This window comes from Clavibacter sp. GW821-FHT01D01 (assembly GCF_059422605.1).
Genome location: NZ_JBWKXC010000001.1, coordinates 462,005 through 482,012, shown reverse-complemented (window position 1 = coordinate 482,012; position 20,008 = coordinate 462,005). Strand labels below are relative to the sequence as shown.

Below are 20,008 nucleotides of genomic sequence, written 5' to 3'. Positions count from 1 at the left end.
CGAGGATGACGACCCCCGGCCGTCCTCGTGATCGGATCGAGCGATGACCGCATCCGACCGCGCCCTCCCGATCGACGGCCTCGTGAACGCCCGCGACCTCGGGGGCATCCGCCTCCGCGGCGGCGGCGTCACCCCGACCGGTGCCCTCGCGCGGTGCGAGAGCGCCGACCTCATCGCCGACACCGGATGGGAGCGGCTGCGCGAGCTCGGCTACCGCACCGTGCTCGACCTCCGGCAGCCCGCCGAGCGCGCCCGCGACGCGCATGCGCGCCCCGCATGGGTCCACGTCGTGGGAGTCGACCTCGACGACCTCGACGACCATCCGTCCTTCTGGGTCCCCTACTGGGACACGGGGCTCGTGGGCACCCCGCTGTACTACCTGCCGCACCTCGCGGAGCTGCCGGCCCGGGCGGGATCCGCCCTGCGGGCGATCCTCGACGCCCCCGCGGGAGGCGTGCTGTTCCACTGCGGCGCCGGTCGCGACCGCACCGGTCTCGTCGCCCTCCTGCTGCTGCTCGCGGTCGACGCCGAGCCCGAGGACATCGTGGACGACTACCTCGCGACCGTCCGCCTCGGCCCTGAGCGGGCGGCGAACTCGGGCGAGCGCGACCTGGAGCCGGCGCTCGAGTCGCTCCTCGCCGAGCGCGGGACCACGAGCGAGGCCGCGTTCCGGGATGCGCTCACCGGGGTCGACCTCGACCGGTTCCTCGATGCGGCCGGGTTCACCGTCGCCGAACGGCGGGCCCTGCGCACCTGGCGGGGCGCCGTCGCGGACTGAGCCGGCGCACGGCTCCGCCGACGCCCGCGGCACCTACCGGACCAGCGGCACCTCGATGAGGAGGGGCGCCGTGGACGCGGTCGTGAGGGCCGCCTCCAGCTCGCCGCGGGTGGAGGCGCGCAGGTGGGTCCAGCCGTAGGCGGCGGCGAGGGCGGCGAGGTCCACGCGCTGCGGGGTGAACATGACGCGGTCGATCGCCGCGGGCGCCGCGGTGCGGGACACCTCGAGGCCGTCGAAGATGGTGCCCCCGCCGTCGTTGCCCACGATCACCTGGATGCGCGGGACCCGCTCGCCCGTGCCGAGGAGCAGCGAGCCGACGTCGTGCAGGAGCGTGAGGTCGCCGAGGAGCACCCGGGTGACGCCCGCGGCGGACGTGCCGGATCCCGCCTGCGAGGCGAGGGCGATGCCGAGGCCCGTCGAGACGGTGCCGTCGATGCCGGCGAGCCCGCGGTTCGCGTGCACGCGCACGCGCTTGCCGCGGAGCGCCCGGTCGGCCTCGCGGATGAGCCGCGACGCGCCGAGGACGAGCCGGTCGTGCGGCCACGTGGCCTGCCAGACGGCGCGGACCAGGTGCCGGCGGGTGACGTCGGCGCGCACGGCGGCGAGCTCGGAGCGGGCGAACTCGCGGCGCTCGGCGGGCGTGGTGCCGACGGGCACGAGCGGGGCGGTCTCGGCGGCGGTCGCCGCGTCGAGGATCGCGCGGCTCTCCTGCACCCAGGTGCCGAGCCAGCGCCGCGCCTCCGCCGGATCCGCGGGCTCCCCGACCACGCGCACGGCGGCCGGCCGGGCGGTGACGCGGTGGCGGGGGTCGTAGTCCTCGCCGCCCGTGGACCCGACGACGATCGCCTCCACGTCGTCCCGTCCGACGAGCAGCGGGACCTCCCGGGTGAGGGTGGGGTGGCCGAACACGACGACGCGCTCGACGCGGTCGCCGAAGCCGGGGCGCGCGAGCAGCTCGCGGAAGGAGACGACGACGTTGGGGCCGAAGTGGGACCCGCTGGAGATCTCCGCGGCGAGCGGCCAGCCCGCGGCGCGCGCGAGCTCCTCGGCGGCCTCACCCGCGGCGTGGCCGGCGATGACGAGGGTGCGCGGGCCGTGGGCCAGGTCGAGGACGTCGCCGTCGGGCGCGGGACGGGCCGCCGCTGCCCGGGCGGCCGCGTCCGCCGCGGCGCGGGCCTCGAGGACCGCCGGAGCCAGGTCGGGCACGGCGACGGAGAGCGGATCCCGGAAGGCCACGTTCACGTGCACGGGCGTCCGCTCGTCCCGGGCGAGGCGGTACGCGTCGCGCGCGAGGGCGGCGTCCCGGGCCAGGTCGTCGTCGGTCCCCTCCGGCGCGGGCACGTCCACGCAGGCGACCCGGTCGCCGAACATGCCGGGCTGGCGGGTGGTCTGGTTGCTCGCGATGCCGCGGAGCTCCGCGGGGCGGTCGCCCGTGAGGACCAGCATCGGCACGCCGGAGTGCCACGCCTCGAGCACGGCCGGGTGCAGGTTCGCGACGGCCGTGCCGGACGTCGTGATGACGGGGGCGGGCCCACCGGACTCGACGCCGAGGCCGAGCGCGAGGAAGCCGGCCGCGCGCTCGTCGATGCGCACGTGCAGGCGGACGCCGTCGACGCGCTCCAGCTCCGCGGCGACGAGCGCGAGGGCCTGCGATCGGGATCCGGGGCAGAGCACCACGTCGGTGACGCCCTCGGCGACGAGCGCCAGCAGCATGGCCAGGGCGCGGTCGGTGGACGGGTTGCCGGTGCGCGGGGAGGAGGGAGGGACGGGGCGGGAGTCGGTCGCGGTCACCGGAGGTCAGGCGTCCCGGCGGCCCGGTGCGCGGTCGTCGTCGTCGCGGCCGGGGCGCGGGGTGCCGCCCGGAGCCGGCGGCGCGGGCGGATCGTCGGGACCCGCGCCGTCGCTGTCGAGGTCGGCGAGCTCCTGCTCGAGGCGGCGGATCCGCTCCTCCTCCGACCGGGTGCGGCCGAGGCCGGAGAGGAAGTCCGGGTCGTCGTCGGGACCCAGGCGGCGGCCGGAGGCGCGTGCCAGGTCGGTGCGGTCCTTGCCGATGGTGAGCCAGAGGATGCCGCCGATGAGGGGCACCAGGACGACGACCGCGATCCACGCGGGCTTCGGGAGGCCGCGCATGCGGGTCCGCGGCGTCAACGCGGTGTCCACGATGACGAAGACCGTGAAGAACACGATCACGACGGCGAGACCGATCAGCAGGCGGGGCATCTCGTCATGGTAGCTCCGCCGCCGGGGAAACAGCCGGGCGTCCGATGTGCGCGCGGGGAGCGCGCGCCGGGCGACCGGGATGGGGGCGCCGGGCCCCTCGTCCAGGTGCCCGACCTATGCTTGCCCGGTGAGTTCCCGTCGCTACTGGCTCGTCTACACCGTCCTCCGCGTGCTCATGTTCGCGATCCCGTTCGGCCTGGTCGTCGCGGTGAACCCGGACCTCTGGCCCCTGGCCGCCGTCATCGGCGCGGTCGTGTCGTTCTGCGGCTCCTACATCTTCCTGCGCCGGCAGCGCGAGGCCATGGCCGCGGACCTCGCGGCCGTCGCGGCGGGCCGCCGCAAGCCCGTGGAGGACGACGACTCCGAGGACGCCGCGGTCGACGCCGCCGAGCGCCGTGCCCGGGCCGCGGGCGCGCCCGACGTCGCCGCGCAGGACGCGGGCGCCCCGGGCGCCGGCACGCCGGACACCGCGGCCGCCACCCCGCGCGCCGACGGCGAGGCCGAGCGCAGCTGACCCGCCGGACGCGCGAGGCAGGACGGGATCCATGGGATCGGGCATAGGACCCCTCGACATCGCCTTCACCGCGCCCATCGGCGTCACCGTGAAGGGCGACCTCTGGCCGTGCGTCGAGGTCCCGGGCTCCGCGGAGCTGCTCGGGACGGGCAGGGCCGTGAAGGTGGTGGCCGCCGTCGACGGCGAGCCGCTCACGATCGGCCTCCTGCCGACCGGATCCGGCGGGCACATGCTGTCCCTCAGCGCGAGGCTGCGGAAGCGGCTCGGCAAGGACCTGGGCGACGAGGTCGACGTCCGGATCACCGAGCGCCTGACCTGACGCCCTCCCGGCTCAGAACGCGAACGCGGCGCCGAGCCCCAAGCCGAACGTGAGCGCCGCCATGCTCGTCAGCTGCAGCGAGAGGATCAGCTCCTTCGGGGTGCGGCCGGTGCACGCGATGATGGCCGCCGGCAGCGCCAGGACCAGCGTGAACAGCACCAGCAGCGCCTTCGGGTAGAAGAGGCTGAAGAAGACGAGCACGCCGTACGCCACCGCGACCATGAGGCAGTAGACGATGCGCGACCAGCGCGGGCCGAGGCGCACCGCGAGGGTGCGCTTGCCGACCTTCCCGTCCTGGTCGATGTCGCGGATGTTGTTCACCATCAGCACCGCGCAGGCGAAGCCGCCCGCCGCGACGCCGCCCAGCCAGCCCTCGCCCGTGATCCGGCCGATGAGGATGAACTGCGTGCCCGCCGTCGCGACCAGGCCGAAGAACACGAAGACGACCACGTCGCCGAGGCCCGCGTAGCCGTAGGGGCGCTTGCCGCCGGTGTAGAAGTAGGCCGCGACGATGGCGACGGCGCCGACCGCGAGCAGCCACCAGTGGCCGGTGATCAGCACGATCACGAGGCCGGCGACCGCGGCGAGGCCGAAGAACGCGAGCGCGACGGTGAGGACGGTGCGGGGCCTCGCGGCGCCGGATCCGGTGAGGCGGGCGGGGCCGACGCGCACCGCATCGGTGCCGCGGATCCCGTCGGAGTAGTCGTTGGCGTAGTTCACGCCGATCTGCAGCAGCACCGCGACGGCGAGGCAGAGGAGCGCGAGGCCGAGGTCGGGGCCGTCCGGGCCCATCGCGCGGGCGGCGCCCGCGCCGATGGCGACGGGCGCGACGGCGAGCGGCAGGGTGCGGATGCGGGCGCCGGAGATCCAGTCGCGCGCGGTGGCCTTCCGGGCCTTCGCCGGGTTCCCGGAGCGCGCCGTCGCGGGCGATCCCGGACGGGTGCGGGCTGCGGACGAGGGGGCCTGCCGGGTGCGCTTCTTCTTCTGTGCCACGAGGGGCGATCCTACGCGGCGGCGGAGCGGCCGACCGCGGCGACGGCTAGCGGCTGCCGCCCACGGGCGACGGGGCCCAGCCGGTGGCCGGGCAGTTCCAGCGCATGATCGCGTGGCGGCCGTGCTCGAAGCCGAGCTCGCTGAGCGTGGAGGTCGAGAGCGTGAGGATCCCGCCGGCCTCGGCGGGGAGGCCCACCCAGGCCACGGCGAGCGCGCGGATCACGTGGGCGTGGGCGACGAGCAGCACGTCCTGCCCGGACTCGAGCACCGGCAGCACGCGCGCGAGCACCTCGAGGACGCGCGCGCGGACCTGCCCGGACGTCTCGCCGGGGGTGTCGCCCGCGGGGACGCCGTCGGTCCAGAGGTCCCAGTGGCCGCGCTCGGACTGGATGTCCGCCGTGGTGCGCCCCTCGTACGCGCCGTAGTCGAACTCGACCAGGCGATCGTCGACCTCAGCCTGATCGCGGTAGCCGATGAGCTCGGCGGTGCGGAGCGCGCGCGACCGCGGGCTCGCGAGCACCAGGCCGAACTCCGTGCCCGCGAGCACCTCGCCGACCGCGCGCGCCTGCTCCTCGCCGGTCTCCGTGAGGGGGATGTCGGTCGTGCCGGTGTGGCGGCCGTTGACGCTCCACTCGGTCTGCCCGTGGCGCACCATGACGATGCGGCCGCGGACCTTCTCCTGCCACTCCGGGGTGCCGGGGATCTCCGCGCGGGCGATCGCCGCGTCGACCTCGGCGTGCATCGGCGACACGTCGTCGCGGGCGAGGCGCTTGGCGGTGGCGGGGTTCATGCCGGTCATGCGGGGCTCTCCTCCGTCGCCCGGGAGGGTGGCGGGCGACATCCGACTCTACGCCCGGGCGGATCCGGCGTCCCGGTGCACGTGCTCCAGGAGGTCGAGCCCGACCACGCCCAGGGCGTCGCGCACGGCCAGCCGGGCGCGGAGCCCGGCGTCGTCGAAGTGCACCATCACGGCGTAGGCGACGGCGCCGCGCGGGCCGCGCAGCACGCCCGCCTCCGCCCGCACGCCCGCATCGACGCCCGTGCAGTCGACCAGGGCCATGCCGTGCGCGCCGCCGCGGCTCGCGGGCGCGTCCATCCCGAAGGAGGCCGCGACCATCGACCGGTCGGTGTTGAGGGCGAGCCAGCCGACGACGCGCGTGCTCGTCTCCTCGTCGACCACCTCGCCGTGCACGAGCGAGGCGAAGAGCGACGCGAGCTCGCGGGCGGATCCCACGGAGAGCTGCGGGGCGTCGTCCGGCCCGCGCGTGCCGCGGGCCACGTCGAGGAGCGCCGTCCGGCGGAGGCCGAGCGACTCGGCGCGGGCGCGCACGGCGTCGAGGCCGACGAGGCCGAGCAGCGCGTTGGTCGCGGCCGCGTCGCCGGTGGCGCCGACGAGCGACGCGAGGTCGGTGACGGGCAGCGACGGGACCACGAGGTGGCGCCAGAGGCCCGCCGTGCCGCCCTCGTCGCCGTCGCCGCGGTCGACGAGGTGCAGCGGCGAGAGGTCGCCCGAGGTCATGCGGGCCGACAGCTCCGCGAGCAGCAGCACGCGGCCGAGCCCCGCGGCCGGCAGGGCCACGTGGTCGTCGACCGCGAGCACCACGGCGCCCGAGTCGAGGTCGGTGGCGCGGGCCGCCACGCTCATCCCGTCGAGGGCGAGGACGCCGAGCGCGCGGAAGGCGGAGCGGAAGCCGTCGGTGGGCTCCTGCCCGCGGTGGCGCGCCGGGCCGCCCCCGGCGTGCCGGGGGCGGTGGGGCGGATCCTCCTCGGTCGCGCTCATCGTGCGGCCCGCGCCCCGCGCGTCACCAGATGGTGACGCGGGCCTCCTCGTCGAGCCAGAGGCCGTCGCCCGGCCGCACGTCGAACGCCGCGTAGAAGGCGTCGATGTTGCGGACGATCTGGTTGCAGCGGAACTCGTTCGGCGCGTGCGGGTCGATGGCGAGCAGGCGCGTGACCTCCGCGTCGCGGCCCTTCTGCTGCCAGGCCTGCGCCCAGGAGAGGAAGAAGCGCTCCGCGCCGGTGAGCCCGTCGATCACGGGCGGCTCGGCGCCGTCGAGCGAGATCAGGTAGGCCTTCCACGCGATGGACAGGCCGCCCAGGTCGCCGATGTTCTCGCCGATGGTCAGCGCGCCGTTCACGTGCGGGGCGTCGTCGGCCGTGAGCTGCGCCGGGACGAGGGCGTCGTACTGCTGGATGAGCGACGCCGTGCGCTGCTCGAACGCGGCCCGGTCGGCCGGGGTCCACCAGTCGGTGAGCCGGCCGTCGCCGTCGTAGCGCGAGCCCTGGTCGTCGAAGCCGTGGCCGATCTCGTGGCCGATGACCGCGCCGATCGCGCCGTAGTTGGCGGCCGGGTCGCGCTCCTCGTCGAAGAACGGGAACTGCAGGATGGCCGCCGGGAACACGATCTCGTTGAAGCCGGGGTTGTAGTACGCGTTGATGGTCTGCGGCGTCATGAACCACTCGTCGCGGTCGAGCGGGGCGCCGATCTTCGCGAGCTCGCGGCGGGTCTCGAACCGGGCGGTCGCGCGGACGTTGCCCACGAGGTCGGTCGGGTCGATCTCGAGGGCCGAGTAGTCGCGCCACCGGTCGGGGAAGCCGATCTTCGGGGTGAACGCGTCGAGCTTCTCGAGCGCCCGGCCGCGGGTCTCCGCGGTCATCCAGTCGAGGCCGGAGATGGAGTCGCGGTACGCCTCCACGAGGTGGCCGACCAGCACGTCCATCTCCGCCTTGGCGGTGCGGGAGAAGTGGCGGTCGACGTAGATCCGGCCGATGGCCTCGCCCATGGCGCCCTCGACGAGCGCGACGCCGCGCTTCCAGCGGGCGCGCTGCTCAGGGGCGCCGGTGAGGGTGCGGCCGTAGAAGTCGAAGCTCGCCTCGGAGAAGGCCCTCGGGAGGAGCGCCGCGTTCGAGCGGACGACCTGCCAGGTGAGCCAGTCGCGGAGCGCGGGGACCTCGTCGGCGGTGAGGAGCGCGCCGAGTCCCTCGGCGAAGCTCGGCTCGCGGAGGACGACCTCGTCGAGCGCGCCCTCGGGCGCCTCCAGCGCGTCGCGCCAGACGTCGAGGTCGGCGCCGGCGGCGCGCGCGACCAGGTCGCGGAGCTCGGCCCAGGTCGTGAGGTTGTAGGTGGCCTGGCTGTCGCGCGTGCGGACGTTGTCCCAGTGGGCGGCCGCGATGCGGGTCTCGAGGTCGAGGATGCGGTCGGCGCGGGCCGCGGGCTCGTCGAGCAGTGCGAGGCCGAGCATGCGCTCGACGAAGGCGCGGTACGCGTCGCGGATGGCCGCGTGGCCCTCCTCGCGGTAGTAGCTCTCGTCGGGCAGGCCGATGCCGCCCTGCTCGATCTGCACGACGTAGCGCTCGGGGTCGCCCGGGTCGTTGTCGACGAAGAGGCCGAGGAGCCCGCTCACGTTGGTCTGCTCGAGACGGCCGAGCGTGGCGAGGAAGGACGGGACGTCGGCGACGGCGGCGGCCTGGTCGAGCTGGTCGCGGATCGGCTCGACGCCGAGCGCCTCCACCCGCTCCTCGTCCATGAAGCTCGTGAGGAGGTCGCCGGTCTTGCGCTCCTCGGTGCCGGGCGCGGCGTCGACGGCCTCCTCGATGATGACCCGCACGGCCTCCTCGGCCGCCTCCGCGAGCTGGTGGAACGAGCCCCAGCGGGCCTTGTCGTCGGGGATCGCGGTGCGGTCGAGCCAGCGGCCGTTCACGTGGAGGTAGAGGTCGTCCTGCGGGCGCACCCCCGCGTCCAGCTCGTCGGTGCGGATCCCGGTCGGCGGTGTCTCGGCGCTCATGCGGCCAGCCTAGGCGCCCCGGCTGCCGCCCTCCCGGACGATGTGTAAAGCGCGCTTGACACGTTCCCGGTGTAAAGCTAGCTTGTCATCCATGCGCAGCGAGGTGAAGGGGCTCCGGACGGCCGCCGGGCTCTCCCAGCAGGCCCTCGCCACCGCGCTCGGCGTCTCCCGCCAGACCGTGAACGCCATCGAGACGGGCCGCTACGACCCGTCGCTCGCCCTGGCCGTCCGGACGGCCCGCTTCTTCCACCGATCCGTCGAGGAGGTCTTCCATGTCGAGGACGAATGAACGCCGCGGGATCTCCCGCGTGAACGTGCTGCTCGTGTCCGTGTTCGGCGTCGGCGCGCTGGTCGCGCTGATCGCGGGGAACCCCGGGTCCGCCTTCGTGCTCGCCTTCATGGGCGCGATCGGGTTCGGCGGCGCCCTGCAGGCGTCCCGGCCGGGCGCGAGCGACGTGACGCGCATCAACGGGCTCGAGTACCGCGACGAGCGCGACGGCCGGCTGGCGCAGCAGGGGTTCGCCGTGGTCGGCGTCGCGGCGCTCGTCATCTCCGTCGTGGCGTTCGTCGTCACCACGCTGCAGGGCGAGATCCACTGGTTCATCTGGGGGCAGATGCTCGCGCTCGCCTCCGTGTGGGCCGTCGCGAACGCCGTGGTCGTCCGGCGGAGCTGAGCCGCGCGGATCCGCGCGCGGAAACGCCACCGCAACACGGCGTCGGTACGCTCGCGGATCGGGGCGTCTCCCCACACACCCGCGCGAGAGCAGGCGAGCATGGCCCGACAGATCTGGACCCTCCACGGCGACGGCAAGGCGGTGGACGCCTCCGCGGTCGTCGGCCCCGGCGAGCGCCTCACCTGGCCGCGCACCATCGGCCTCGGCATGCAGCACGTCGTCGCGATGTTCGGCGCGACCTTCCTGGTGCCCGTGCTCACGGGCTTCCCGCCCACGACCACCCTGTTCTTCTCCGGGATCGGGACGCTGCTGTTCCTCCTCATCACGCGGAACCGGCTCCCCAGCTACCTCGGCTCGTCGTTCGCGTTCATCGCGCCGATCCTCGCCGCCAACGCGGCGACCGCCTCGGGCGGCGGCGGCATCGGGGCGGCGCTCGCGGGCATCGTCGCGGTCGGGATCCTGCTGGCCGTCGTCGGCGGCATCGTGCAGCTCACCGGCACCGGCTGGATCGACGCGCTCCTGCCGCCCGTGGTCGCCGGCGCGATCGTGGCGCTGATCGGGTTCAACCTCGCCTCCGCGGCGCGCGACAACTTCGTGGTGGCGCCCGTGACGGCCACCATCACGCTCGCCGTCGTGATCCTCTCCACCGTGCTGTTCCGCGGGATCCTCGGCCGGCTCTCCATCGTGCTCGGCGTCGTCGTCGGGTACGTGGTGGCGGTCATCCGATCGGAGGTCGACTTCTCGGCCATCGCGGACGCCGCGTGGATCGGGCTGCCGGAGTTCCACTCGCCGGAGATCACGCCGCAGTTCTGGGCGCTGCTGCCCGCGTTCCTGCCCGTCGTGCTCGTGCTCGTCGCGGAGAACGTGGGGCACATCCGCGGCGTCGCGCAGATGACCGACGGCTCGGTCAACAGGCTGACCGGCCGGGCGCTCCTCGCGGACGGCATCGCGACGGTGCTCGCGGGCCTCGGCGGCGGATCCGGAACCACGACCTACGGCGAGAACATCGGCGTGATGGCGGCCACGCGCGTCTACTCGACCGCCGCGTACTGGGTCGCGGGCGCCTTCGCGGTGCTGCTCGGGCTCTCCCCCAAGGTCGGCGCGGTCATCAACACGATCCCCGCGGGCGTGCTCGGCGGCGTGACCACCGCGCTCTACGGGCTCATCGGGATCATCGGCGTGAAGATCTGGATGGACAACCGGGTCGACTTCGCCAAGCCCGTCAACCAGCTCACCGCCGCGACCGCGCTCATCGTCGCGATCGCGCCCTTCACCTTCACGCTCGGCACGGTTTCGTTCAACGGCATCGCGCTCGGCACGGTCGCGGCGATCGTCGTCTACCACGTGATGAGCACGGTCGCGCGGCTGCGCGGGACCGACTAGCGCAGGCGGCGCAGGTCGGCGGCGCAGGCCGGCCTCGCGGGCCGGCGGGGGCGCGGGCCCGGGCTCAGAGGCCGAGCAGGCGCTCGAGCGCCGGGTCCTCCAGCGACTCGAGCACGAGGTCCGCGCCCGCGTCCCGCAGCTCGTCGGCCGAGTAGTGGCCGCTCGCGACGCCGACCGCCGTGGCACCCGCGTCGTGCGCGGAGGTGATGTCGTTCGGGGTGTCGCCGACGACGAGCACCTCGTCGTGGCCGGGCGCGGCACCGCGCAGGGTCCCGGCGGTCGCGATCGCGCGGCGCACCACGTCGACCCGGTCGGGCGAGTCCGACCCGTAGGCGCCGAACACGAAGAAGCGGCCGAGGCGGGCGGGCTCCATCTTCGTGCGGGCCGCGCCCTCCATCGCGCCGGAGACGACGCCGAGCACGACGCCCGCGTCGGCGAGCCGGTCGAGCAGGGCCTCGGCGCCGTCGAGCACGCGGTAGCCCTCGGAGACGCGGATGTCGTCGGCGAGGTGCCGGAGGTAGGAGGCGTAGAGGCGCGCGAGCTCGGCGGGCTGCGGATCGCGGCCCAGGACGCCGCGGAACGTCGCCGTGCCCACCTGGGGATCGGTCTCCCCGGCGGAGGAGTGCTCGCCGATGTCGGCGTCGACGTCGTGCACGTCCCGGAACGCCATCGCCCAGCTGCGGGTGCCGGAGCCGCCCGTGTGGATGAGGGTCTCGTCGATGTCGAAGAGGACGGCGGGCGGGATGCGATCGGTGTCGGCCATGCGTCCATCGTGCTCCGGCGCACCTCCGTGCGACCCGCACGGATGCCCGCTCGGGATGCCCGGAGGATCAGGAGCGGCGCGCGCGGACCCGCTCGGTGGTGCGCGCGATCACGCGGAGGCTGTCGATGAGGGTCGCGACCTGCTCGCGGCTGAGGTCGGCGAGCACCTCGTCCTCGTCGGCGACGAGCCGGCGCATCGCCCGGTCGACCCGCTCGATGCCGAAGGGGGTGAGCACGACGAGCCGGCTGCGGCCGCCCGCCGGATCCTCCTCGCGCGTGATGAAGGAGCGCGCCGTCAGCCGGTTCACCCGGTGCACGAGGCTGCCGGTGTCGGTGCCGAGGCGCTCGGCGAGGCCCGCGCGCGTGAGGCCCGCGTCGCCCTGCTGGCGGAGCACGGACAGGAACTCGAACTCGCTCGTCGTCAGGCCCTCGGCGGCGAAGGCGCCCTCGCGGATCCGCTGCATCTGCGGCAGCAGGCGCCGCAGCCGCGACACCACGTCGAGCGGCGCGAAGTCGACGTCGGGCATGGCCGCGCCCCACGCGTCGATCACCAGGTCGACGTCGTCGTCATCCTTCATCGGGACTCCCACCGTCGCCTCCACGGTACCCGGCACGGACGCGGGGCGGGACGCGGGGCGGGCCCGCGGGCGCGTGGCGGATGCGCGGCGTCGCGCGGCGTCACCGGCCGGATCCGCCGACGCGCTCCGGCAGGATGTCGGCATGGCCCGCCCGCTCCCCCTCCCCGACCGCCCGCTGGTGCTCGACGGCGGCCTCGGCACGCTGCTGGAGGCGCGCGGGCACGACCTGACGGATCCGCTCTGGAGCGCGCGCGTGCTCGCCGAGGAGCCCGACGCGATCCGGTCCGCGCACGCGGAGTACAACCGCGCCGGGGCGGACGTGGCGATCACGGCGTCGTACCAGGTGGGCTTCGAGGCCTTCGCGCGCCGCGGCCTGGACGCCGCCGCCACCGAGGCGCTGCTCCGCGCGAGCGTGCGGCTCGCCGCCGAGGCGCGCGACGGCGCCGCGCGGGAGGACGCGGCGGGCGACGCGGCCGCGGGACGACCGCCCCGCGCCCCGCGCGACCGCTGGATCGCCGCGTCCGTGGGCCCCTACGGCGCCACGCTCGGCGACGGGTCGGAGTACCGCGGGTCCTCGGGCCTCACCCGCGACGAGTTGCGCCGCTGGCACGCCCCGCGGTTCGCCGTGCTCGCCGACGCGGGCGCCGACCTCCTCGCCTGCGAGACGATCCCGAGCCTCGACGAGGGCCGGGCGCTGGTGGACCTCGCGCGCGGCTCGGGCGCGCGGGTGTGGCTCGCGTTCACGGTCGCGGACGGGCGGCTGCGGTCCGGCCAGCCGATGCGCGAGGGGTTCGCACTGGTGGAGGAGGCCGACGAGGTCGCGGCCGTCGGGATCAACTGCGCGCACCCGGACGAGGTGCCGGGCGCGATCGCCGCTGCCCGCGCGGTGACCGACCGGCCCGTGGTGGTCTATCCGAACTCCGGGGAGCGCTGGGACGCGGTCGCCCGGGGCTGGGGCGGCGACCCGGCCCTGCCGTCCGTCGACGCGTGGATCGCGGCGGGCGCGTCGCTGGTCGGCGGCTGCTGCCGGGTGGGGCCGGCCGAGGTGCGGCGCATGCGCGACGCGCTCGGCTGACGCCGCGCGACGACGGCCCGCCCCGAGGGAGGCGGGCCGTCGTCGCGTGCGGATCCGGCTCGGGTCCGGATCCGTCCGCGGCTCAGGCGCTCGCGACCGCCTGGCGCAGGCCCTCGGCGAGCGAGGTGGTGGGGCGGCCGAGGAGGCGGGCGAGGTCGCCCGTCCGGTCGTCGAGTTGACCGGCGGCCGTGGCGGCGTCGAGGCCCACCAGGAAGCCGATGGTGCCCTCGTCGAGGCCGGCGCCGCCGAGGATGCTCGCGTGCTCCTCCGACGAGACCCGCGACACGGGGACGGGCTGGCCGACGATGCCGGAGATCGCGGCGGCGAGGTCGTCCTGCGTCCAGCGCTCGTCGCCCGCGAGCTCGAGCGTCCGCCCGGCGAGCGAGTCGTCGAGGGCCGCGACGGCGATCCCCTCGGCGAAGTCGGCGATGGTGGCGCTCGCGACGATGCCGTCGCCCGCGCTCGTGAGGAGGCCCCCGGACTGCCGCACGGCGTCGACGGTGGCCGCGTAGTTCTCGGTGTACCAGCCGTTGCGGAGGAGCGTGACGGGCACGCCCGAGGCGGCGAGGACCTCCTCGGTGGCCTTGTGCTCGCCCGCGATGAACAGCTCGGTGGTGGTGGCGCGGAGGACGCTCGTGTAGAGGATCCGGCCGACGCCCGCGGCCTTCGCGGCCTGGATGACGGTGGTGTGCTGCGGGACGCGCTGGCCCACCTCGCTGCCGGAGACGAGCACGAGGGTGTCGCCGGGCTGGATGGCCGCGGTCACGCTGTCGGCGTCGGTGTACTCCAGGCGCGCGGTGCGCACGCCCTGGGCGGCGAGGTCCGCGAGGGCCTCGGGACGGCGCGCGGTGGCGAGCACGTCGGACGCGGCGGCGCCGCGGGCGAGGAGGGACGCGACGATGCGCGATCCGAGGCGGCCGGTGGCGGCGGTGACGACGATGGTCATGGGGTGCCTTTCGAGTCGTGGGAGGTGCGGTACGCCCGGGACAACCGGGTCGACGGCGAAGAGCTTCCCACAGGGAGGTACCCACTTTCAGGTAAGTTGGTCGCATGCACGACATGAGCTTCCGGGTGACCCGCGACCGGCCCGGCGTGACCGAGGGCCGCTACCCCGCGAACTGCCCGTCGCGGACTCTCCTCGACCACGTCACGAGCAAGTGGGGCGTCCTCGTCCTGCTCGCCCTCGGGCAGGGATCCCGCCGCTGGGGCGAGCTCCGCCGGGAGATCGAGGGCATCAGCGAGAAGATGCTCGCCTCGACCCTCCGCACGCTCGCAGAAGACGGGTTCGTCATCCGCGACGCCCAGGCGACCATCCCGCCGCGCGTCGACTACCGGCTCACCGAGCTCGGCCACGAGGCGTCCGCGCGGCTCATCCCCCTCATGGACCTCGTGGCCGACATGGCCGAGCAGGCGGGCGAGCGGTCGTCGGAGGCCCCCGCGCGTCCCTAGGCTGGAGACCTGCATCGCCGCCGGGCGAGGCCAGAGAGAGATCACGCCCCATGCCCTCCCCGTCCGCGCCGACGCTGTCGCGCACGCCCGCTCCCACCCGTGACGTCCGCCGCGCGCGCGTCGCCGTCGGCATCCTGTTCTTCACCAACGGCGCGATCTTCGCGAACCTGCTGCCGCGCTACCCCGCGCTCAAGGCGGAGCTGGGGCTCGCCGACGTCGAGTTCGGGGCCGCCGTCGCCGCGTCGCCGCTCGGGGCGCTCATCGCGGGGCTCGCCGCGGGCGTCCTCATCCGCCGGTACCGGTCGGCGCGCGTCGCCGTGGCCGCCACGGTGCTGGCCTCCGTCGGGATCCTGCTGGCCGGCCTCGCCCCCGGGTGGCTGGTGCTCGCGGGCGCCCTGTTCCTCGCCGGCGCCATGGACTCCATCACCGACGTCGCGCAGAACTCGCACGCGCTGCGAGTGCAGCGGCTGTACGGGCGCTCGATCATCAACTCGTTCCACGCGGTCTGGTCCATCGGCGCGGTCACCGGCGGGATCATGGGCGCGGCCGCCGCGCAGGTGCGGCTGCCGATCCTCGTGCACCTCTCCCTCACCGCGGTCCTCTTCAGCGCGTTCGCCGTGGTGTCGCTCGCCTGGCTCCTGAAGGGCCCCGAGCCGGAGCCCGGCGAGGGCGGCGCGGCGCACGCGCACGCTCCCGCCGCGGATCCGGAGGACGGCGTCGTGCGCGCCGCCTCCCCGCGCGCGCTCGGCCTCGTGGCCCGGTACGGCGTGCTCCTCGCGCTCGTCATCATCGCCTCCGGCGGCGCGATCGTGGAGGACGCGGGCAGCACCTGGTCGGCCATCTACCTCTCGCGCGACCTCGAGGCCTCGGCCTTCGTCGCGGGCCTCGGCTTCATCTCCCTCCAGGGCATGCAGTTCATCGGCCGGATGCTCGGGGACCGCATGGTGGACCGCTTCGGCCAGCGCGCCATCGCCCGCCTCGGCGGCGTGCTGGTGCTCGCCGGGATGGGCGGCGCGCTCGCGTTCCCCAGCGTCGTCGGCACCATCGTCGGGTTCGGCGTCGCGGGCTTCGGCGTCGCGACCCTCATCCCGGCCGCCATGCAGGCCGCCGACGAGCTGCCCGGGTTCAAGCCCGGCACGGGGCTCACCATCGTCGGCTGGCTGCTGCGGGTCGGGTTCCTGGTGTCTCCGCCGATCGTCGGCGCCATCGCGGACGCGTCGTCGCTGCGCCTCGGGCTCATCTTCATCCCGGCCGCCGGGCTCCTCGTGCTGGTCTTCTCGCGCGTGCTGGCGACCCGGCGCGCGCATCCGGCGGCGCAGGCCGCGCCGGGCGCCTCCTAGGCCGCCCGGCCGCGGGCCGCTCCGCGCGGATCCGCTCACGGGCTCCTGCGAGTGCGGCCGGCCGCGCGTCCGCCCGCGGGAGAGTGGGCGGACGCCCGCGACCCGAGAGGATCCCATGTCCACCGACCTGCCCGGAGGGCTCTTCCCCCTCGCCGACGACCTCACCGTCACGCGCTTCGGCTACGGCGCCATGCAGCTCGCCGGGCCGCGCGTGTTCGGCCCGCCCGCCGATCCGGACGCCGCCCGCGCCGTGCTGCGCGAGGCCGTGGCGCTCGGGATCACCCACATCGACACGGCCGACTTCTACGGCCCCGGGCACACCAACGCCGTCATCGAGGAGGCGCTGTTCCCGTACCCGGAGCACCTGCACATCGTGACGAAGGTCGGGTCGCTCCGCGACGCGAAGGGCCGCTGGCCGCAGGCGCTCTCCGCGGACGAGCTCCGCCAGGTGGTCTACGACAACCTCACCCACCTGACGCTCGACGTGCTCGACGTCGTGAACCTCCGCGTGGGCGCGTTCGACAGCCCCACCGACGGGTCGATCGAGGAGCCGTTCACGGCGTTGGCGGAGCTGCAGCGGGAGGGGCTCGTCCGCCACCTGGGCGTGAGCAACGTGACGCCCGCGCAGGTGGCCGAGGCCCGCGCGATCGCGCCGATCGTGTCGGTGCAGAACCACTACAACCTGGCCCGCCGCGACGACGACGCGCTCATCGACGAGCTGGCCGCGGACGGCATCGCGTACGTGCCCTACTTCCCGCTCGGCGGGTTCTCGCCGCTGCAGTCGGAGACGCTGTCGCGGGTGGCCGCGTCGCTCGGATCCGCGCCGCTGCCGGTCGCGCTCGCGTGGCTCCTGCAGCGGTCGCCGAACGTGCTGGTCATCGCCGGCACGTCGTCCGTCGAGCACCTGCGGGAGAACGTGCAGGGCGCGCGGATCCGCCTGCCCGAGGACGCGCTCGCGGAGCTGGAGGGGATCGGCGGCTGATCCGCGGGAGGATGGCCGCATGACCGCCCCCGACCGCCGCTTCCCGCGCCGCGTCTACCGCGAGGGGACCGAGCCCGACGTGCGGTTCACGCTCGCCAACGAGCGGACGTTCCTCGCCTGGATCCGCACCTCGCTCGCCCTGCTGGCCGGCGGGGTCGCGCTCGAGGCGCTGGGGCTCGGGCTGCAGCCCGGGTTCCGGCTCGCGGCGTCGGTCGTGCTCATCGTGACCGGCATCGCGGCGCCAGCGCAGGCGTGGACCGGCTGGATGCGCACCGAACGGGCCCTCCGCCGCGACCGCCCGCTGCCGTCGTCCGTCCTGTCGCTGCCGCTCGGGATCGCGGTGGCGGTCGCCGGGGTGCTCGTGCTGCTCGGGGTCCTCACGGCGTGAGCGGTCCCGACGCCGCGCGCCACGACAGGCCGTACGACCCGGGGCTCCAGCCCGAGCGCACGGCCCTCGCGTGGCGGCGCACCGCGCTCGCGCTCGTCGTCGGATCCCTGCTCGGGCTGCGCACCCTCCCCGCGGTGCTCGGCGTGCCCGGCCTCGCGCTGGCGTTCGCCGGGGTGGCGCTCGCGCTGGGCGTGCTCGTCACCGCGCACCGGCGCTACCGGCGGGTGCACCGGATCCTCACGACGGAGGCCGCCGACCCGGCCGCGCCGGCCGAGGCCGCGCTCCCCGACGGCGGGCTGCCCGCGCTCGTCGCGGCGCTCACGGCGGTCGCGGGGCTCGCCGCGCTGGCCGTCGCGCTCGTGCGCTGACGGGACAGCAGATCTGACGGGCGCATCCGAGGATCCACGATGCCCCCCGGCCGGGGTATCGAATGGCATGACACCGCATGGCGTCCGCCGCGCGCCCCTGCGCACCCCTCGGAAAGGCCCCCATGGAACTCGACCGCCGCCGCTTCCTCACCGCCACCGGAGCCGTCTCGCTGACCGCGCTCCTCGCGAGCTGCGCGGGCTTCAGCAAGCCCGCCACCTCCGCCGCGGCCGGCACGCTCGCCTTCACCACCTGGGGGACGGACTCCGAGCTCGCCGGCTTCCGCGACCAGATCGCCCGGTTCCAGGAGGCGAACCCGGGATCCACGGTGGAGCTGAACGCCGTGCCGTACGAGCAGATGTTCACCAACATCGACGCGCAGCTGCAGGCCGGCAACCCGCCGGACGTCTTCCGCGTGCCGTACTACACGTTCGGCAGCTACGCCGGGCGCGACCAGCTGCTCGACCTCTCCGACCACCTGCCCGCCGACTTCGGCGACCGCTTCACGCGGGGCGCGTGGGCGGCCGTGCAGAACGGCGACGCCCCCTTCGGCGTGCCGCACCACACCGACACCACGGCGATCCTCTACAACACGGCCCTCATGGACGCCGCCGGCGTCACCGACATCCCGACGACGCTCGAGGACGCCTGGACCTGGGAGGAGTTCGACGCCGTCGCCGCGCAGCTGCGCGCCGCACTCCCCGCCGACCAGTACCCGTTCGCGTACAACTGGCAGGGCAACGGCGTGACCCGCTGGCTCACCTGGCTGTTCGAGGCCGACGGCCGCTTCCTCACCGAGGACCTCGCGGACGCCGCCATCGACTCCGACGCGGCGCGGAAGGCCGTGGACTTCACCCGCTCGTTCTTCGAGAAGGGCTACGTGCCCGACAACGACACGATCAAGTCCTCCACCTACGCGCAGGACAGCTGGTACGCGCAGACCACGGCGATGGTCTTCTCCGGCGCGTTCTCCATCCCCGATGCCACCGACACCCTCGACTTCGAGTGGGGCGCGACCTTCGCCCCCCGGGACGTGCGCGCCGCCAGCGACTTCGGCGGCAACGCGCTGGTGGTCACGAAGGACGTGGCGGATCCCGCGCTGGCCGCCGCCTTCCTCGACTTCGTCACGCAGGAGGACGCCATGCGCGCGTTCTGCGAGGGCGCGTCGCTGCTGCCCACGCGGCAGGACCTCATCGACTCCGGCATCGAGTTCGCGGTGCGCCCCGAGCTCGCTCCCGTCTACGTCGGCCAGGCGAGCACCGTGCAGGCCTCCGACTCGGGGCAGGTCGCCTCGCCGTCGATGTCGCGCATCATCACGGTGCTGCAGGACGAGCTGGAGAAGGCGTTCACGAGCGACGCGTCGACGGACGACGTGGTCGCCGCGCTCTCCGCGGGCATCGCGTCCGCCGTCCAGGCGGGCTGATGACCGCGGCACCCGGGGTGCGGACGGGCGCCCCCGCCCGCACCCCGGGCACGACGCCCGCGGGTGCGGGACGCGCGGACCGTCCGCCGCACCGCCGCCGCACGCGCTCGCGCGGCGAGGCGGCGGTCGCGTGGATGCTCCTCACGCCGAACCTCCTCCTGCTGGGCCTCTTCGTGCTCGTGCCGCTCGTGTGGGCGGTCTTCGTGAGCCTCCAGCGCACCGACGGCTTCGGCGGTGGCACCTTCACCGGGCTCGACAACTACCAGCGCCTGGTCTCCGACCCGGTCTTCTGGCGGTCCGCCGCCAACACGGTGCTCTTCACGCTGATCGTCACGCCGCTGTCGATGGGCCTCGGCCTCGGCGCCGCCGTGCTGCTGGACTCGGTGCTGCCGGCGCGCGGGCTGTTCCGCTCGATCCTCATCCTCCCCATGGCCATCTCGGGGGTCGCGACCGCGCTCATCGGCGTGCTCCTCTTCGACGAGAACAGCGGCCTCATCGACAAGCTCGTGCGCGCCGTGGGGCTGCCGGGCGTCCCGTGGCAGTCGGACGGCACGGCCGCGTTCGTCTCGATCGTGCTCATCACGCTGTGGTGGCGCGTCGGGTTCAACATGCTCATCTACCTGGCGGGGCTGCAGTCGGTCGACGCGGGCGTGTACGAGGCCGGCCGCCTCGACGGCGCGAACGGCTGGCAGCGCTTCCGGTACCTCACGGTGCCGCTCGTGGGGCCGTCGTCGTTCTTCCTGCTGATCCTCAACGTCATCTACTCGTTCCAGGTCTTCGACCTCGTCTTCGTGATGACCGGCGGCGGCCCCGGCAATGCCACCTCGGTCATCGTGACGTACGCCTACGACCAGGGGTTCGTCACCCGCGACCAGGGCTACGCGGCCGCCATCGGCGTCGTGCTGCTCCTCGTCATGCTCGCCTTCACCGTGGTGCGCTGGTACTCCAGCCGCTCCCGGGACCTCGTGGACTGAGAGCC

The 20,008-nt window shown here is 74.9% G+C and carries 23 protein-coding genes; 14 read left to right on the top strand and 9 right to left on the bottom strand.

Annotated features, from left to right (window positions below; all coding sequences use genetic code 11):
• Nucleotides 1-43 precede the first annotated feature (43 nt).
• Nucleotides 44-778, top strand: a complete 735-nt coding sequence (locus tag AC07VC_RS02450; protein ID WP_494674550.1) for a tyrosine-protein phosphatase — start codon at nt 44-46, stop codon at nt 776-778.
• Nucleotides 779-811: 33 nt separating this feature from the next.
• On the opposite strand, the gene menD is transcribed toward AC07VC_RS02450, so the two are convergent.
• Together menD and AC07VC_RS02440 are read right to left on the bottom strand one after the other, a co-directional pair.
• On the bottom strand, nt 812-2,569 hold the full coding sequence (gene menD, locus AC07VC_RS02445) for a 2-succinyl-5-enolpyruvyl-6-hydroxy-3-cyclohexene-1-carboxylic-acid synthase (protein ID WP_494674551.1): 1,758 nt from the start codon (nt 2,567-2,569) through the stop codon (nt 812-814).
• A 6-nt stretch (nt 2,570-2,575) separates the two neighbouring features.
• Nucleotides 2,576-2,998, bottom strand: a complete 423-nt coding sequence (locus AC07VC_RS02440) for a PLD nuclease N-terminal domain-containing protein (protein WP_494674552.1) — start codon at nt 2,996-2,998, stop codon at nt 2,576-2,578.
• Between the two features lie 127 nt (nt 2,999-3,125).
• Here AC07VC_RS02440 and AC07VC_RS02435 point away from each other — a divergent pair, with 127 nt between their 5' ends.
• Nucleotides 3,126-3,512 carry a DUF4229 domain-containing protein gene (locus AC07VC_RS02435; RefSeq protein WP_494674553.1) on the top strand — a complete coding sequence of 129 codons (387 nt, stop codon included), beginning with the start codon at nt 3,126-3,128 and terminating at the stop codon, nt 3,510-3,512.
• A 31-nt stretch (nt 3,513-3,543) separates the two neighbouring features.
• On the top strand, nt 3,544-3,831 hold the full coding sequence (locus tag AC07VC_RS02430) for a DUF1905 domain-containing protein (RefSeq protein WP_494674554.1): 288 nt from the start codon (nt 3,544-3,546) through the stop codon (nt 3,829-3,831).
• 12 nt (nt 3,832-3,843) lie between these two features.
• On the opposite strand, the gene AC07VC_RS02425 is transcribed toward AC07VC_RS02430, so the two are convergent.
• From AC07VC_RS02425 to AC07VC_RS02410, 4 genes are read right to left on the bottom strand one after another with little or no spacing between them, the layout of a single operon-like run.
• Complete coding sequence (locus tag AC07VC_RS02425; protein ID WP_317230313.1) at nt 3,844-4,824, bottom strand: 1,4-dihydroxy-2-naphthoate polyprenyltransferase; 981 nt, start codon at nt 4,822-4,824, stop codon at nt 3,844-3,846.
• A gap of 46 nt (nt 4,825-4,870) precedes the next feature.
• Nucleotides 4,871-5,623, bottom strand: coding sequence for a histidine phosphatase family protein (locus AC07VC_RS02420; protein WP_317230312.1), 753 nt, complete (start codon nt 5,621-5,623; stop codon nt 4,871-4,873).
• Nucleotides 5,624-5,671: 48 nt separating this feature from the next.
• Nucleotides 5,672-6,604, bottom strand: a complete 933-nt coding sequence (locus AC07VC_RS02415; protein WP_317230311.1) for a serine hydrolase — start codon at nt 6,602-6,604, stop codon at nt 5,672-5,674.
• A gap of 22 nt (nt 6,605-6,626) precedes the next feature.
• Entirely contained in the window at nt 6,627-8,609 is a 1,983-nt protein-coding gene (locus AC07VC_RS02410; protein WP_494674555.1) for a M13 family metallopeptidase, read from the bottom strand.
• A gap of 91 nt (nt 8,610-8,700) precedes the next feature.
• Here AC07VC_RS02410 and AC07VC_RS02405 point away from each other — a divergent pair, with 91 nt between their 5' ends.
• The 3 genes from AC07VC_RS02405 (at nt 8,701) to AC07VC_RS02395 (ending at nt 10,666) form a co-directional block, all read left to right on the top strand.
• On the top strand, nt 8,701-8,898 hold the full coding sequence (locus tag AC07VC_RS02405; protein ID WP_317230309.1) for a helix-turn-helix transcriptional regulator: 198 nt from the start codon (nt 8,701-8,703) through the stop codon (nt 8,896-8,898).
• On the top strand, nt 8,882-9,283 hold the full coding sequence (locus AC07VC_RS02400) for a hypothetical protein (protein WP_317230308.1): 402 nt from the start codon (nt 8,882-8,884) through the stop codon (nt 9,281-9,283). The genes AC07VC_RS02405 and AC07VC_RS02400 overlap by 17 nt, the downstream gene beginning before the upstream one ends.
• A 99-nt stretch (nt 9,284-9,382) precedes the next feature.
• A complete protein-coding gene (locus AC07VC_RS02395; RefSeq protein ID WP_317230307.1) occupies nt 9,383-10,666 on the top strand; it encodes a uracil-xanthine permease family protein in 1,284 nt (427 codons plus the stop codon).
• Between the two features lie 64 nt (nt 10,667-10,730).
• On the opposite strand, the gene AC07VC_RS02390 is transcribed toward AC07VC_RS02395, so the two are convergent.
• On the bottom strand, nt 10,731-11,429 hold the full coding sequence (locus AC07VC_RS02390; RefSeq protein ID WP_494674556.1) for an HAD family hydrolase: 699 nt from the start codon (nt 11,427-11,429) through the stop codon (nt 10,731-10,733).
• 67 nt (nt 11,430-11,496) lie between these two features.
• The gene (locus AC07VC_RS02385; protein ID WP_094116732.1) at nt 11,497-12,006 is read right to left on the bottom strand and encodes a MarR family winged helix-turn-helix transcriptional regulator; all 510 of its coding nucleotides are present in this window, start codon (nt 12,004-12,006) and stop codon (nt 11,497-11,499) included.
• Nucleotides 12,007-12,148: 142 nt separating this feature from the next.
• Here AC07VC_RS02385 and mmuM point away from each other — a divergent pair, with 142 nt between their 5' ends.
• The gene (gene mmuM, locus AC07VC_RS02380; protein WP_494674557.1) at nt 12,149-13,081 is read left to right on the top strand and encodes a homocysteine S-methyltransferase; all 933 of its coding nucleotides are present in this window, start codon (nt 12,149-12,151) and stop codon (nt 13,079-13,081) included.
• Nucleotides 13,082-13,163: 82 nt separating this feature from the next.
• On the opposite strand, the gene AC07VC_RS02375 is transcribed toward mmuM, so the two are convergent.
• Nucleotides 13,164-14,027: an NAD(P)H-binding protein gene (locus tag AC07VC_RS02375; RefSeq protein WP_494674558.1), complete on the bottom strand. Its 864-nt coding sequence runs from the start codon at nt 14,025-14,027 to the stop codon at nt 13,164-13,166.
• 104 nt (nt 14,028-14,131) lie between these two features.
• Here AC07VC_RS02375 and AC07VC_RS02370 point away from each other — a divergent pair, with 104 nt between their 5' ends.
• From AC07VC_RS02370 to AC07VC_RS02340, 7 genes are all read left to right on the top strand, one after another.
• The gene (locus AC07VC_RS02370; RefSeq protein ID WP_494674559.1) at nt 14,132-14,530 is read left to right on the top strand and encodes a winged helix-turn-helix transcriptional regulator; all 399 of its coding nucleotides are present in this window, start codon (nt 14,132-14,134) and stop codon (nt 14,528-14,530) included.
• 50 nt (nt 14,531-14,580) lie between these two features.
• Nucleotides 14,581-15,870, top strand: a complete 1,290-nt coding sequence (locus AC07VC_RS02365) for an MFS transporter (RefSeq protein WP_494674560.1) — start codon at nt 14,581-14,583, stop codon at nt 15,868-15,870.
• Nucleotides 15,871-15,985: 115 nt separating this feature from the next.
• Nucleotides 15,986-16,852 carry an aldo/keto reductase family oxidoreductase gene (locus AC07VC_RS02360; RefSeq protein WP_494674561.1) on the top strand — a complete coding sequence of 289 codons (867 nt, stop codon included), beginning with the start codon at nt 15,986-15,988 and terminating at the stop codon, nt 16,850-16,852.
• Between the two features lie 19 nt (nt 16,853-16,871).
• On the top strand, nt 16,872-17,240 hold the full coding sequence (locus AC07VC_RS02355; RefSeq protein ID WP_494674562.1) for a YidH family protein: 369 nt from the start codon (nt 16,872-16,874) through the stop codon (nt 17,238-17,240).
• Nucleotides 17,237-17,608 carry a DUF202 domain-containing protein gene (locus tag AC07VC_RS02350; protein WP_494674563.1) on the top strand — a complete coding sequence of 124 codons (372 nt, stop codon included), beginning with the start codon at nt 17,237-17,239 and terminating at the stop codon, nt 17,606-17,608. The genes AC07VC_RS02355 and AC07VC_RS02350 overlap by 4 nt, the downstream gene beginning before the upstream one ends.
• A 122-nt stretch (nt 17,609-17,730) precedes the next feature.
• Entirely contained in the window at nt 17,731-19,029 is a 1,299-nt protein-coding gene (locus AC07VC_RS02345; protein WP_494674564.1) for an ABC transporter substrate-binding protein, read from the top strand.
• Entirely contained in the window at nt 19,029-20,003 is a 975-nt protein-coding gene (locus tag AC07VC_RS02340; protein ID WP_494674565.1) for a carbohydrate ABC transporter permease, read from the top strand. Before AC07VC_RS02345 ends, AC07VC_RS02340 begins: the two co-directional genes overlap by 1 nt.
• The last annotated feature ends 5 nt before the right edge of the window (nt 20,004-20,008 follow it).